This window comes from Streptomyces sp. NBC_00250, assembly GCF_036192275.1.
Taxonomy (GTDB): Bacteria; Actinomycetota; Actinomycetes; order Streptomycetales; family Streptomycetaceae; genus Streptomyces.
This window is the reverse complement of record NZ_CP108088.1, coordinates 2242753-2255419: the sequence shown is the minus strand read 5'-3', so window position 1 is coordinate 2255419 and position 12667 is coordinate 2242753. Positions and strand designations below refer to the sequence as shown.

The following is a 12667-nucleotide window of genomic DNA, read 5'->3' as shown; positions in this document are numbered from 1 at the left end:
CGCGTCAGTGCGCAGCAGGGTGGGGCAGAGTCGTGCTGAAAAGTGATCGCGGCGGTGCTGGTTCTCTCAGCGCGCCGGACAGATGGCGCTGGACATGCGGCCTAGGTCGACGTGCCGCCGACTCACCAAGGCAATTCCAGTTCCAGACATGACGGAAGCGTGTCACGGGACTTTGGACCCAGTCCAGCATCGTCCAGAATGCGGACATAGTCGTCTCGCTTGGCGAGATGGTGTGGTCTGGGTCACGCAAAAGGGGCCCTGATCAGGGCCCCTACGCGGTTCTGTGGCATGCCTCCCGGGCGGCTCAGGCGTGGGCGCCGGGCCACGGGCCGGGGGTCTCGCTCTCCTCGACCTCCTCGACCTTGGTGTCGAAGAGGCGGAAACCACGGCGCTCGTAGTTGGCCATCGCGTGCGGGCCGTCGAGCGAGCAGGTGTGCAGCCAGACGCGCGTCGTCGTCTCCCGCTCGGGCCACCGCTCGGCCAGGTCCCAGGCGCGCGCCACCCCGTACGAGAGCAGGTGACCACCGATCCGGCGCCCCCGGAAGGCCGGGATCAGGCCGAAGTAGACGATCTCCACCACGCCGTCGGCCTGCGGGTCGAGCTCCACGTACCCGGCCGGCGTCCCCTTGTCGTACGCCACCCAGATCTCGGCGCCCGGCTTCTCGACGATCTCCTGCCACTGCTTGTACGTCAGTGACAGGCGGTCGTTCCAGCGGATGTCGCCACCGACCGCCGTATAGAGGAAGCGGCTGTACTCCGGCGACGGGACCGCGGCCCGCTCGATCGTGATGTCGCCGCCTTCGGGGGCGGGGGAGGGGCGGAGATCGGCCGGTGAGGTCTGCTCAAGGGACCAGGTGGTGAGAGTGATGCGCATGAGCTCATCGCATCACGCCCCCCGTCGGCACGGCGACCGGGGTCGTGGTGCGAGGGGCGCGCCGGGCCGCCGGTCGATGTCGGGGGTGTCGCCGCCGGTGGACGGCCGGTCCCGCTCGGGCGGGGGTGCGGCTCGCGACCCGTCCTCCTCACCCGGCTACGCCGACGGCGTCCCCTGCGCGTCCGTGCCCGTTCGGGGCGTCCTTACGGCCGGGGCGAGGGAGTGGGGGAGCAGGTCCACCGGGCGCTCCGGGCGCAGGACCTCCACGGCCACCTCCTCGCGGAAGCGGTACGGGCGGTGCGCCAGGACCCCGGCCAGGTTCCGGCGTACCCGGGACATCTCGGCACGTACGGTCACCGTGCGCGTACGGTCCCCGAAGACGTCGTCCGCCAGCTCCGCCGCCGTGCGCCCGTCCCGGTGCATCGCCAGGACGTAGAGGAGTTCCGCGTGCCGGGGGCTCAGCTCCTGCTGCCAGCTGCCCGCGGCCCCCGAGACGGACACCGTCCAGCGGCGCGGCCGGCTCAGGTCGAGCACGACCCGGCTCGCCGCCGCCGAGCCCGGCTCGTCCGCCGGGGCCTCCTCCTCGACCCGCAGCAGCCAGCCGCCCGGCAGCGGTTCCACCGCACAGACGCCGAGCGAGGGCAGCCACATCCGGCCGGACCGGAACGACTTCGGCAGGGTGATCCGGTCCACCGGCGCGAGCCCCGTCACCGCCGCCGTCCAGCCGTGGGCGTCGACCGCGATGGCCCGGCCGCCCACCCGGCACAGGATCGGCGCCGCCACCGACCTCAGCCGCTCGACCGATCTGCGGTGCCGCTCCCGCATCTCGGCCTCGGCGAGCTGGGCCACCGAGCCGACCAGGGCCAGCATCGCCGGATGGAAGCTGGACGCGGGACCGCTCACGTCCAGGATGCCGAGCAGCCGCCGGTCGCGCGGGTCGTGCACGGGCGCCGCGGCGCAGGTCCAGTTGTGGAGCGCCTGGACGTAGTGCTCGGCGGAGTGCACCTGGACCGCCCGGCCGAGGGTGAGGGCCGTGCCGACCGCGTTGGTGCCGGTGGTGTGTTCGGTCCAGGCCGCGCCTTCCTCCAGGCAGATGCCGTTGGCCTGCCGCATCACCGCGAGGTTCCCCTGCCGCCACAGCACCCGGCCGTGCTCGTCGGTGACCACCATGATCTGGAGCGAGGTGTCGGCGATGCCGGCGAGGCCGCCGCTCAGCGTCTGCATGACCTCGGCGAGGAGCGTGCTCCTGCGCCGCTCCTCCAGCTCGTCCCGCTGCAGCAGCACGCTGTTCGTGCCCTGGTCGGGGTCGAGCCCGATCCGGGCCATCCGCTGCCAGGACGCGTCGATCTCCGGGCGGGGCGCGATCGGCGGCGTACGGCCCGCCAGGGTCTCCTCGCGCACCCGGTGGAGCAGCCGGGTGGCCTGGGCGGCGTCCATGGCGGCGAGGCGCTTCATGTCGAGCTGAGTGTTATTCATCGGTCTCTCCCAGCCACCCGGGGTGCTGTATCGGTTCTGCACGGGGCAGATGTCCGGAGTGTCGGTGCCCATCGTGCCGTTCGGAACCGTCCGGCGAGGCCCGGTTCGGGTAATCCTGCAACCCTTTGCAACTCTGTTCGGCGACCGGCCTCCTGGGTGAAGGTGGTGTGAGCGGCGGGTGGTGCCGTGTCGGCGCAGCACCACCCCCGCTTTTCCGCGCGTGCCGACCCCTGTGGTCCACCCCTGGCACGCGCGGCACAACTTCCCTTCGCACGGACGTACGGGGTCCCTCAGACCTCCACCCGGGCCCGCTCCACGAGCGCCCTCAGGTCCAGCGTGTGCGGCAGCGTCCCGAACGCCGAACCCCCGTCACCCCCCAGCCGCGACGCGCAGAACGCGTCCGCGACCTCCGGCGGCGCCCACCGCACGAGCAGCGCCCCCTGAAGGACCAGCGCGAGCCGTTCCGTCAGCCGCCGCGCCCGCGCCTCGATCCCCTCCAGGTCCGCCAGTTCGACGAGCAGCCCCCGGATCGCCCGGTCGAGGCGATGGTCCGCGCCCCGGGCCGCCCCGACCTCCCGCAGAAGCGCGTCGAGCGCGGCGGGCTCGGTCCGCAGAGCCCGGACCACGTCCAGCGCCTGGACGTTCCCCGAGCCCTCCCAGACCGAGTTGAGCGGCGACTCCCGCAGCAGCCTCGGCATCCCCGACTCCTCCACGTACCCGTTGCCGCCCAGGCACTCCAGGGCCTCCGCCACCATCGGCGTGCACCGCTTCGTGACCCAGTACTTCGCCGCCGGAACGGCGATACGCAGCAAGGCGCGCTCCTGTTCCGCGTGGCCGGTGCCGTCGTTTCCGACGGCGTCGTAGGCCGCCGCCAGACGCATGCCGAGCACCGTCGCCGCCTCCGACTCCACGGTGAGATCGGCGAGTACGTTCCGCATCAGCGGCTTCTCGATCAGCGGTCCGCCGAAGGCCTCGCGGTACGCGCAGTGGTGCACGGCCTGCGCCACCGCCTGCCGCATCAGCGCCGCCGAACCGAGGACGCAGTCGAGGCGGGTCGCCGCCACCATGCCCATGATCGTGCGGAGCCCGCGTCCCTCCTCGCCGACCCGGCGCGCCCACGTCGTCCCGTCGAACTCGACCTCGGCGGAGGCGTTCGAACGGTTGCCCAGCTTGTCCTTCAGCCGCTGGAGCGCGAAGGCGTTCCGCGAACCGTCCGCGAGCACCCGGGGCACCAGGAAGCAGGTGAGCCCCGCCGGAGCCTGCGCGAGGACCAGGAACGCGTCCGACATCGGCGCCGAACAGAACCACTTGTGCCCCGTCAGGACGTACTCCCCGTCGGCTGCGAGGGGATGCGCCTCCGTGGTGTTCGCCCGGACGTCGCTGCCGCCCTGCTTCTCCGTCATGGCCATCCCGAGCAGGACGCCCGCCTTCTCCGCGACCGGGCGCAGCTCCTGCTCGTACACGTGCGAGGTCGCCGCCGGCTCCCAGACCTCCGCCAGCTCCGGCTCGGCGCGCAGCGCGGGCACGGCGGCGTGCGTCATCGACAACGGGCAGCCGTGCCCCGCCTCCGCCTGTGACACCACCAGGAACCCGGCGGCCCGCCGCACATGACCGCCGGGACGGCCCCACGCGTCCGTCAGCCCGGCCCCCACCGACTTGCCGAGGAGCCGGTGCCAGGCCGGATCGAAGTCGACCTCGTCGATCCGGTGGCCGTACCGGTCATGGGTCCGCAGCCGCGGCGGGTTCGCGTTCGCCCGCGCGCCCCACTCCTGGACCTGTGCCGAACCGGTCGCCCGGCCGAGGACGACGAGATCCTCGCGGGCCTCCGCCAGGAGCTCCGGCGCGAGGTGTCGTTCGACCGCCTCGGCCAGGGCGAGGTCGCTCGTGAAGACGTCGTACCCCACCAGGGGCGGAGCCTGGTTGGTCACGGTGTGGGTGGTCGCTGCCATGCCGATACGGTAAGCAGGTGCAGGCAGCAAGCGAAACACCCGAACGGCCCGAGCGGCGGCCCTGGAGCAGGCTCCACCGCGCGCGCGTCCTCTACCGCAACGTCTCGAAGCGGAAGATGGTCTGGCTGCTCCTCAAGGACACCGTCAACTCGTGCATCGAGTACCGGATCCTCGGCCTCGCCGCCGAGGCGGCGTTCTTCACCCTGCTGTCGCTGCCGCCGCTGCTCCTCGGCCTGATCGCCCTCCTCGGCTACGCCGACGACTGGACCAACACGGACACCGTCGCGAGCATCGAGGAGAACATCCTTCGCGCTGCCGGAACGGTCCTCTCCGACCGCGGGGTCCGCGACATCGCCAAACCGCTCCTGGACGACGTGACCCAGGGCAAACGTCCCGAACTCGTCTCCCTCGGTTTCGCCATCGCCCTCTGGTCCGGCTCGCGCGCGGTGAACGTCTTCATCGACACCATCACCGTCATGTACGGACTCGACGGCCACCGCGGCATCGTGAAGACCCGGCTCCTGGCCTTCCTGCTCTACATCGTGGCCCTGATCATCGGCGCCGTCGTGCTGCCGCTCGCGGTCGTCGGCCCCGACCGGGTCGTCGAACTCGTCCCCTGGGGCACGGAGGTCGTCTCGGTCCTCTACTGGCCGGCCGTCACCCTGCTCTCCGTCGCCTTCCTCACCACGCTCTACCACGTGTCCGTGCCCGTCAGATCGCCGTGGATCGAGGACATTCCCGGCGCCCTCGTCGCGCTCGGGATGTGGGTGCTCGGCAGTTTCCTGCTGCGCATCTACCTCACCAGCCAGGTCGAGGGACCGACGATCTACGGCTCCCTCGCCGCCCCCATCGCCGTCCTCCTCTGGATCGGCATCTCGGCCTTCGCCGTCCTCGTCGGCGCAGCCGTGAACGCCGCCATCGACCGCGTCTGGCCCTCCGTCGCCACGGCCGCGGCCCGCGAGGCCAACGAGCGGGCCCGCGCCGTCCAGGCGGCGGAACTCGTCGCACGCGTGCGTGCCGAGGCGGACGACGTCGACGAGGACGACCCGGACATGCCCTCCGAGTTCCCCGAACGCTGGTCCAGGTTCCTGCCCCCGGACGACGTGAAGGCCCGCCTCCACTCCGGCTGGGAGAAGGACTGACCGATCGGCGGGGCTTATTTTTGAGGTGTGTACGAGGAGCGCCCCGCCCTGCTCGACGGAGCCGTCCTGTGGACCCGGACCGTCGGCACCGCAGTCCCCGCCGGTTCCGCCGCGGAGGTCTCCCGGTCCGTCCTGCCCGACGGCTGCATGGACCTGATCTGGGCCGACGGGCACCTCCTCGTCGCCGGACCCGACACACACGCGTACGTACCGGCGGAGACCGCCGAGCGGTACGCCGGAATCCGCTTCGCACCCGGTGACGCACCCGGCTTCTTCGGCGTACCGGCCCATGAACTCCGCGACCGGCGGGTCGCCCTCGGTGCCCTGTGGGGCGAGGCCGAGGCGCGACGGCTCGGCGAGCGGATCACGGCGGCCCCCGACCCGGCCGCCGCCCTGGACACACTCGTACGCCGCCGGGCCGCCGACGCCCCCGCTCCCGATCCGCTGCTCCGGGCCGTCGTGGCGCGCCTCGCGGCGGGCCGGGCGGTCGCCGAGACGGCCGACGCGGTCGGCCTCGGCGCCCGGCAGCTGCACCGGCGCTCCCTCGACGCCTTCGGCTACGGCCCCAAGACGCTCGCCCGCGTCCTCCGGCTCCAGCGCGCCCTGGCCCTGGTCCTGGCCGGGGTGCCGTACGCGGAGGCCGCCGTCCGCGCGGGCTGCGCCGACCAGGCCCATCTCGCCCGCGAGACCAGGGCGCTGGCCGGGATGACGCTCGGTGCCTATGCGGCGTCCGTGGCGGAGTCGGCGAACAGGGAGACGCCCGAACCGTCCGGGTCGAGGACCACGGCGTAGCGCTGGCCCCAGAAGGCGTCCCAGGGCTTCAGGTGCCCCCGGTACCCGGCCGCGACCAGCTGCTCGTACACCGCGTCCACGGCCCCCGGCGAACCGCACCGGAAGGCGAGCTCGATCCGGTTCCCGCCCTCGGGCCGCCGCCAGTCGGGGTCGAAGGAGCGCACGACGTCCTCGGTGTCCCAGGCGATCCGCAGTCCGCCGGGCAGCGTCGCCTCCACGTGCGGGGCGGAGTCGGCGTCGTCCGGGATCTCCAGACCGAGACGGCGGTAGAAGGCGAGCGAGGCGGCCATGTCCGAGACGACGAGGCCGATGAGGTCGAGCCGGGGCGAGACGTTCAGGGGTGAGGTGTTCAGGGGTGAGGTGTTCAGGGGTGAGGTGTTCATACGGGCACGGTAGGCACGGTGCCGCCGGCCGGTCTTGTACGAATCGGACGCGGCACCCGACGGCACCCGGCCCGCCGTCCCGTCGGACCCGCGGGCTACGGTCGGCCCATGAGCACGCGCGCGTACGGACGGAGCTCCTGGCCCTGGGCCGCGGCGGCCGTCCTGCTGTTCTGGCAGACCTGGTACCTGTTCCACGTGTACGCCACCGAGCGCTCGGGCGTCCGCTGGACCTGCGACTCGGAGGGGTGCGGCACGAACCAGCTCGCGGGCGGCGCGCTGTTCCTCGCGGCGCCCTCGGCGGTGGGCGCCGCCCTGCTCGCGGCCCCGTTCCTGGGCGGCCCCGCCGGGACCGGTCTCGCCCTGCTCCTCGCCTCCTTCGGGCTCTTCGTGGGCCGGGAGGACGACCACGCGGTCCTCGCCGCCCACGGACTGGCCGGGCTCGGTGCCGTTCTCGTCGTGGCCGGAGCGGCACGGGCCGTGCGGCGCCGGGGCTCGTCGGAGCCCGCCCCCGTCCCCGCCGAGGCGGGCGGCCGCCTCCCCGCGCGCATCCTCCTGCGGCTGCTCGCCGCTCCCGCCACCCTCCTGGTGGCCGTGCCCGGCGCCGTCGCGGTCACCGCGCTCGTGCACGGGGCGCTGGACGGACCGCGCTGGGTGATGATGCTCGGCCTGAACGCCACGATCGGCCTGCTGATCCCGCTCGGCCTCGCCCGACTGCGGCACCGGCCGGGCGTGGCGAGCGGCCCCGTCCCCGAGCGTGGAGCCGCCCACGCGCCCGCGCGGGTCCACTCCCTCACCAGCCGGGGCACCGCCTTCGTGTTCGACCTGACCGTCGAGCCGGACGGGGGAGCCCCGTACCGGATCGAGGTCGAGCACCCCCTCGACCTCCAGGACGCCCGCACCCACCGGGCGGCCGTCGTCCGGCACGACCCGCGCCGTCCCTGGCGGGTCGACCTCCCGCAGCACCCTCCGGCCGCCGTCCTGAGCCGGGCCCGGGCCGCCGCCCGCGCGCAGGACCTCCCGCCGGCTCCCCGGCTCCGCACCCCGGCCCCCGGGGCCCCGGCCGTGGTGCTCACCGCCCTGTTCACGGCGGCGCTGGTGACCCTGCTCGCGATGGCCTGAAAAAACCCGTGGCGTGCGCCGGGCGGTCCGGCTACGGTGTTCCCCGTACAAGATCGCGAAGAGATCACGCGAACGAAGAAAGACAACAGGAGGTGTGACCGATGGCTGTCATCACGACGGGCCTTGCCCTCACGCAGAAGTTCATCCACACCACCTCCGTGGCCACCGGCTGACCTCACCGTTCCACCCAGTGCCGGGGCCACCCCTGTGAAGGGTCCCCCTTGTCTTTCCCGCTTTCCGAGCGTTCCTCCTTCATCTCTTCCTCCTCCCTGCTCGACGCCCACGGCTGGGACGCCGGCTGGGCCGCCGACTTCGCCCCGCACGCCGCCCAGGGACTCGTCCCCGGCCGAGTGATCCGGGTCGATCGCGGGCAGTGCGACATCGCCACCGCCGACGGGATCGTGCGCGCCGACACGGCGTTCGTGACCCCGCACGACCCGCTCCGGGTCATCTGCACCGGCGACTGGGCCGCCGTCGACGCCGAAGGCGTCAGCGACCCGCGCTACGTACGGGCGTGCCTGCCGCGCCGTACGGCCTTCGCGCGCTCCACCTCCTCCAAGCGGTCCGAGGGACAGATCCTCGCCGCCAACGTCGACCACGCCGTCATCACCGTCTCGCTCGCCGTCGAGCTGGACCTCGGCCGGATCGAGCGCTTCCTCGCCCTGGCCTGGGAGTCCGGCGCCCAGCCGACCGTGGTCCTCAGCAAGGCGGACCTCGTGCCCGACCCCGTCGGGCTCTCCTACCTCGTCGAGGACGTCGAGACGGTCGCCCCCGGCGTCCAGGTGGTGCCCCTCAGCTCGACCACGGGCGAGGGACTCGACGTGCTGTCCGCGGTGGTCGCGGGCGGTACGACCGTGCTGCTCGGCGTCTCCGGCGCCGGGAAGTCGACCCTCGCCAACGCCCTCGTCGGCGAGGACGTCATGGACGTCCAGGCCGCCCGTGACATCGACGGCAAGGGCCGCCACACCACGACCACCCGCAATCTCTTCGTCCTGCCGGGCGGGGGCGTCCTCATCGACACCCCCGGGCTGCGCGGGGTCGGGCTCTGGGACGCCGAGACGGGCGTCGGCCAGGTCTTCTCGGAGATCGAGGAGCTGGCCGGGAACTGCCGCTTCCACGACTGCGCCCACGAGGCGGAGCCGGGCTGCGCGGTGGCGGCGGCGATCGAGGACGGCTCGCTGCCGGTGCGCCGTCTGGAGAGCTACCGCAAGCTGATCCGCGAGAACCAGCGGCTCGTGGCCAAGACCGACGCCCGCGTGCGCAACGAGATCCTCAAGGACTGGAAGCGCAAGGGCGCCGAGGGCCGCCGGGCCATGGAACTGAAGCGCGGCCACGTCCGTTAGCGGGCGCGCGGGGGAGGGGCGACCCTCCCCCGACCCTCGCAGCGCCGTGTCCGAAAACCGCGAGCCGGGTGTCGTCGGGCGTCGCACACTGGGAGACGTGAAGGACGACGACACCCGCTACGAGGCGGTCAGCAGCAGGGACGCACGGTTCGACGGAGAGTTCTTCTTCGCCGTCCGCACCACCGGCATCTACTGCCGTCCCAGCTGCCCCGCCGTCACCCCCAAACGGCAGAACGTCGCGTTCTTCCCGACGGCCGCCGCCGCCCAGGGCCACGGCTTCCGGGCCTGCCGCCGCTGCCGCCCGGACGCCGTGCCCGGCTCCGCCGCCTGGGACGTACGGGCCGATGTCGTCGGGCGCGCCATGCGGATGATCGGCGACGGCGTCGTCGACCGCGAAGGCGTGCCCGGACTCGCCGGCCGCCTCGGCTACAGCACCCGGCAGGTACAGCGGCAGCTCACCGCCGAGCTCGGCGCCGGGCCCGTCGCCCTCGCCCGCGCCCAGCGGGCGCACACCGCGCGGCTGCTGCTCCAGACCACCGGGCTGCCGGTCACCGAGATCGCCTTCGCGGCCGGCTTCGCCAGCGTCCGCCAGTTCAACGAGACGATCCGCGCCGTCTACGCCCGCACCCCCACGGCCCTGCGCGCCGAGGCGGGCAGCGGCGCGGGCGCCCGGACCGCCCTCGCCGCCGGGGTACCGCTGCGGCTCGCCCACCGGGGCCCGTACGCCGCCGGCGAGGTCTTCGACCTCCTCGCGGCCGAGGCCGTGCCCCGCGTCGAGGAGGTCGTCGGCACCCCCGGGGTCCGCACCTACCGGCGCACGCTCAGGCTCCCGTACGGCACCGGGGTCGTCTCCGTCGACGAGCGCTCCGCCGGGCGTTGGCTGGAGGCCCGGATCCATCTCACCGAGCTGCGCGACCTGACCACCGCCGTGCACCGGCTGCGGCGCCTCTTCGACCTCGACGCCGACCCCTACGCGGTCGCCGAGCGCCTCGGCGCCGCACCCGGGCTCGCCGCCGAGGTGGCCGCCCGGCCCGGCGTACGGTCCCCCGGCACGGCCGATCCGGAGGAGTTCGCGCTGCGCACGCTCCTCGGTACGGCGCAGGCCGCCCGGGTCGTCGAGGCCCACGGCACCCCGCTGGCCACCCCCTGCGGCACCCTCACCCACGTCTTCCCGGAGCCCCGGGTCCTGACCGGCCACCCCGTCGCGGGCCCGCTGGCCCGTGCGCTGGCCGACGGCGAGGTCCGGCTCGACCCCGGCGCCGACCGCGACGAGGCCGAGCGTGCGCTGCTCACCGTCCCCGGCGTGACCGCCGAGGCCGCCGCCCTGATCCGGATGCGGGCCCTCGGCGACCCGGACGTACCCCCGGCGGGTGTCCCGGGCGGGGAGCAGTGGCGCCCCTGGCGTTCGTACGCCGCCCGCTACCTCAGGACCGCGCTCCCGGGGACTACTCCAGACCCCAGCTGTGGATCCGGCGCGGGTGGATCCGGATGACCTCCTCGCTGAAGTGCGGGCCCAGCGCGTGCGGGCCGACCAGGAGCTCCGCCTCGCCCCGGATCTCGACGCCCCGCACCCGCCAGGGCCGGACGCTCGCGAGGTCGTCGACGACCAGCGCCACCTTCGGGTTCTCCCGCAGGTTGCGCCACTTCTTCGTACGGCCCATCGCGAGACCGCCCACCAGGACGGTCCCGTCCTCCTGCGGGAAGAAGCCCACCGGATTGACCTGCGGCTGACCGGACGGGTCGACCGTGGCCATCCGGCCGAGCTGCCGGCCGCCGGCGAGATAAGCGCGCTCCGCCTCGCTGAAGCCCTCGAAGTCCCTCATGACTCCAGCATCGCGCCGCCGCGCCGCCGGCGGATCGGCAGCGGGACCCATCCCGTCTCCCTCCTCCGACCTAGGTCGTGTCCGGAGAATCCCGCCTGGCCTGCGGGCGGACGGCGCTACTTCCCGGGCACGACCCAGGCCGTGTCCGGGAAGTCCCGCTCCGCACGCGACGTACACGCCGTACCCGACGGAGGACTCAGCCCCAGAGCACCGCCCCCGCCCACGCCCCCACGATCAGCAGGCAGGAGAACAGCTCGACCAGCACGCTCGTGCCGGCCGCCCGCATCACCGTGCGGGTCGCCGCCCGTGCCTGGCCGTGGCCGCCGAGCCGGAGCCGTTCCGAGAGGTAGATCCCGCCGACGAAACCGGGGATCGCGCCGAGCACCGGGACCAGGACGAAGCCCAGGAGCGCGCCGACCCCGGCGTACGTCACCATCCGCCGGGTGATGCCCACGCCCCGGAAGCGGCGGGGCGGCAGCTGCCACACCACCACCTGGGTGAGCAGCAGCAGACCGGTCGTGGAGGCCAGCAGGATCCAGGCGAGGTCCGTCCGCTCGTGCAGCGACCACCAGAGCATCGCCGCCCACACCAGCCACGTCCCCGGCACGCCGGGGGCCAGGACCCCGAACAGGCCGAGCAGCATCACCGTCGCGACCATCAGGAGCTGCCACACACCCACGCTGCCCAGCGTCCCCCACAACCGGCGTTCGCGCAGGTCGCGGCGGGCATCCGGGTACGACGAGCGCGGCGGCGCCCCCGCTCAGCCGCGCGCCACCCAGCCCTTCTCGTACGCGTGCCAGCCCAGCTGCAGCCGGGTCGTCACCCCGCTCAGCTCCATCAAGCCCTTCACCCGCCGCTGCACCGTCCGCAACCCCAGGTCCAGCTGCTTCGCCACGCTCGCGTCCGTCATCCCGGCGAGCAGCAGCGACAGGATCTCCAGGTCCATGACGTCAGGACCCGGAGCCTCGTCCTCGGTGATCTGCGCACCCGCCCCGAGTCTCAGCGGCAGCGCCTCCCGCCACACCGACTCGAACAGGCCCATCAGCGATTCGAGCAGCCCGCTCGCGTGGACCACGATCGCCGCCGGTTCCGCGCCCCGCCCGGTCAGCGGCACCATCGCCAGGTTCCCGTCGGCGACCACCAACTTCGTCGGGACCCGGTCGGCGACCCGGATCCGCTCCTCGCGGCCGAGGGCGGCCGAGAGTTCGAGGAGACCGGACGGGAGCGTGAGCACCTCGCGCTCGATCACCACCCGGTAGCGCACCCCCCGGCCGGCCGCCTGCTCCTCCGCCTCGTTCTCCATGCCGGAGACCGCGATCGGCTTGCCCGTCACCAGGGCGCAGACCTCCTCCTGCGCACCCAGCTGCAGCTGGAGGAAGCGGTGCGTGACGGCGCTCGCGCCGGTCACCACCTCCACCAGGTCGTGCACGGCCGCTTCCTCGGCCTCCGCCCGGTACTCCTCGGCGAGCAGCGCCGCCGCCAGCTCCGCCTGTTCCAGCTCGTGCCGCTGCTGGGTGAGCAGCGCGCCCAGGGCCACCCCCGGCGGCGCCGCCACCCACCGCCCGGTCCTCGCCGAGGACTGTGCGGCGAGGCCCTGCGATTCGAGGCGGCGCAGCGCCCGCTCGGTGTCCCGCTCGGGCAGTGCGAGCCGGTGCGCGAGATCGGTCACCTCGGCCGCGCCCAGCGCGACCAGCGCCCGGTACGCGGACTCCTGGCGCTCGTCGAGTCCTATCGCTCCCAGCATGGATGCCCCACCCCTCGCCCTA

At 73.7% G+C, this 12667-nt stretch carries 13 protein-coding genes; 5 read left to right on the top strand and 8 right to left on the bottom strand.

All coding sequences use genetic code 11. From position 1 onward, the window contains the following. Nucleotides 1–66: 66 nt before the first annotated feature. From OG259_RS10135 to OG259_RS10120, 4 genes are all read right to left on the bottom strand, one after another. Entirely contained in the window at nt 67–150 is an 84-nt protein-coding gene (locus tag OG259_RS10135) for a putative leader peptide (RefSeq protein ID WP_310591794.1), read from the bottom strand. Between the two features lie 154 nt (nt 151–304). Continuing rightward, nucleotides 305–874, bottom strand: coding sequence for a GNAT family N-acetyltransferase (locus OG259_RS10130; RefSeq protein WP_328941970.1), 570 nt, complete (start codon nt 872–874; stop codon nt 305–307). 156 nt (nt 875–1030) lie between these two features. Further along, nucleotides 1031–2350, bottom strand: coding sequence for a helix-turn-helix domain-containing protein (locus OG259_RS10125; protein ID WP_328941969.1), 1320 nt, complete (start codon nt 2348–2350; stop codon nt 1031–1033). Nucleotides 2351–2640: 290 nt separating this feature from the next. Next, nucleotides 2641–4299 carry an acyl-CoA dehydrogenase family protein gene (locus tag OG259_RS10120; RefSeq protein WP_328941968.1) on the bottom strand — a complete coding sequence of 553 codons (1659 nt, stop codon included), beginning with the start codon at nt 4297–4299 and terminating at the stop codon, nt 2641–2643. Between the two features lie 17 nt (nt 4300–4316). On the opposite strand from OG259_RS10120, the gene OG259_RS10115 reads away from it, so the two are divergent. Further along, the gene (locus tag OG259_RS10115) at nt 4317–5441 is read left to right on the top strand and encodes a YihY/virulence factor BrkB family protein (protein WP_266898095.1); all 1125 of its coding nucleotides are present in this window, start codon (nt 4317–4319) and stop codon (nt 5439–5441) included. 27 nt (nt 5442–5468) lie between these two features. Next, nucleotides 5469–6233: a helix-turn-helix domain-containing protein gene (locus OG259_RS10110; RefSeq protein ID WP_328941967.1), complete on the top strand. Its 765-nt coding sequence runs from the start codon at nt 5469–5471 to the stop codon at nt 6231–6233. Here OG259_RS10110 and OG259_RS10105 read toward each other — a convergent pair. Further along, nucleotides 6161–6616, bottom strand: a complete 456-nt coding sequence (locus OG259_RS10105; protein ID WP_328941966.1) for a VOC family protein — start codon at nt 6614–6616, stop codon at nt 6161–6163. The two genes, OG259_RS10110 and OG259_RS10105, sit on opposite strands and share 73 nt — an antisense overlap. 108 nt (nt 6617–6724) lie before the next feature. On the opposite strand from OG259_RS10105, the gene OG259_RS10100 reads away from it, so the two are divergent. The 3 genes from OG259_RS10100 to OG259_RS10090 all read left to right on the top strand — a co-directional run bounded on the left by OG259_RS10100 (nt 6725) and on the right by OG259_RS10090 (nt 10570). Then, nucleotides 6725–7735: a hypothetical protein gene (locus OG259_RS10100; RefSeq protein WP_328941965.1), complete on the top strand. Its 1011-nt coding sequence runs from the start codon at nt 6725–6727 to the stop codon at nt 7733–7735. Nucleotides 7736–7956: 221 nt separating this feature from the next. Further along, nucleotides 7957–9078 carry a ribosome small subunit-dependent GTPase A gene (gene rsgA / locus OG259_RS10095; protein WP_328941964.1) on the top strand — a complete coding sequence of 374 codons (1122 nt, stop codon included), beginning with the start codon at nt 7957–7959 and terminating at the stop codon, nt 9076–9078. A gap of 97 nt (nt 9079–9175) precedes the next feature. Continuing rightward, entirely contained in the window at nt 9176–10570 is a 1395-nt protein-coding gene (locus tag OG259_RS10090) for an AlkA N-terminal domain-containing protein (protein ID WP_443051942.1), read from the top strand. On the opposite strand, the gene OG259_RS10085 is transcribed toward OG259_RS10090, so the two are convergent. The 3 genes from OG259_RS10085 to OG259_RS10075 form a co-directional block, all read right to left on the bottom strand. Further along, nucleotides 10524–10901, bottom strand: a complete 378-nt coding sequence (locus OG259_RS10085) for a PPOX class F420-dependent oxidoreductase (RefSeq protein WP_328941963.1) — start codon at nt 10899–10901, stop codon at nt 10524–10526. The genes OG259_RS10090 and OG259_RS10085 overlap by 47 nt on opposite strands. 196 nt (nt 10902–11097) lie before the next feature. Next, entirely contained in the window at nt 11098–11580 is a 483-nt protein-coding gene (locus OG259_RS10080) for a DUF456 domain-containing protein (RefSeq protein ID WP_328941962.1), read from the bottom strand. Nucleotides 11581–11661: 81 nt separating this feature from the next. Then, nucleotides 11662–12645: a helix-turn-helix domain-containing protein gene (locus OG259_RS10075; protein WP_328941961.1), complete on the bottom strand. Its 984-nt coding sequence runs from the start codon at nt 12643–12645 to the stop codon at nt 11662–11664. Nucleotides 12646–12667: the final 22 nt, after the last annotated feature.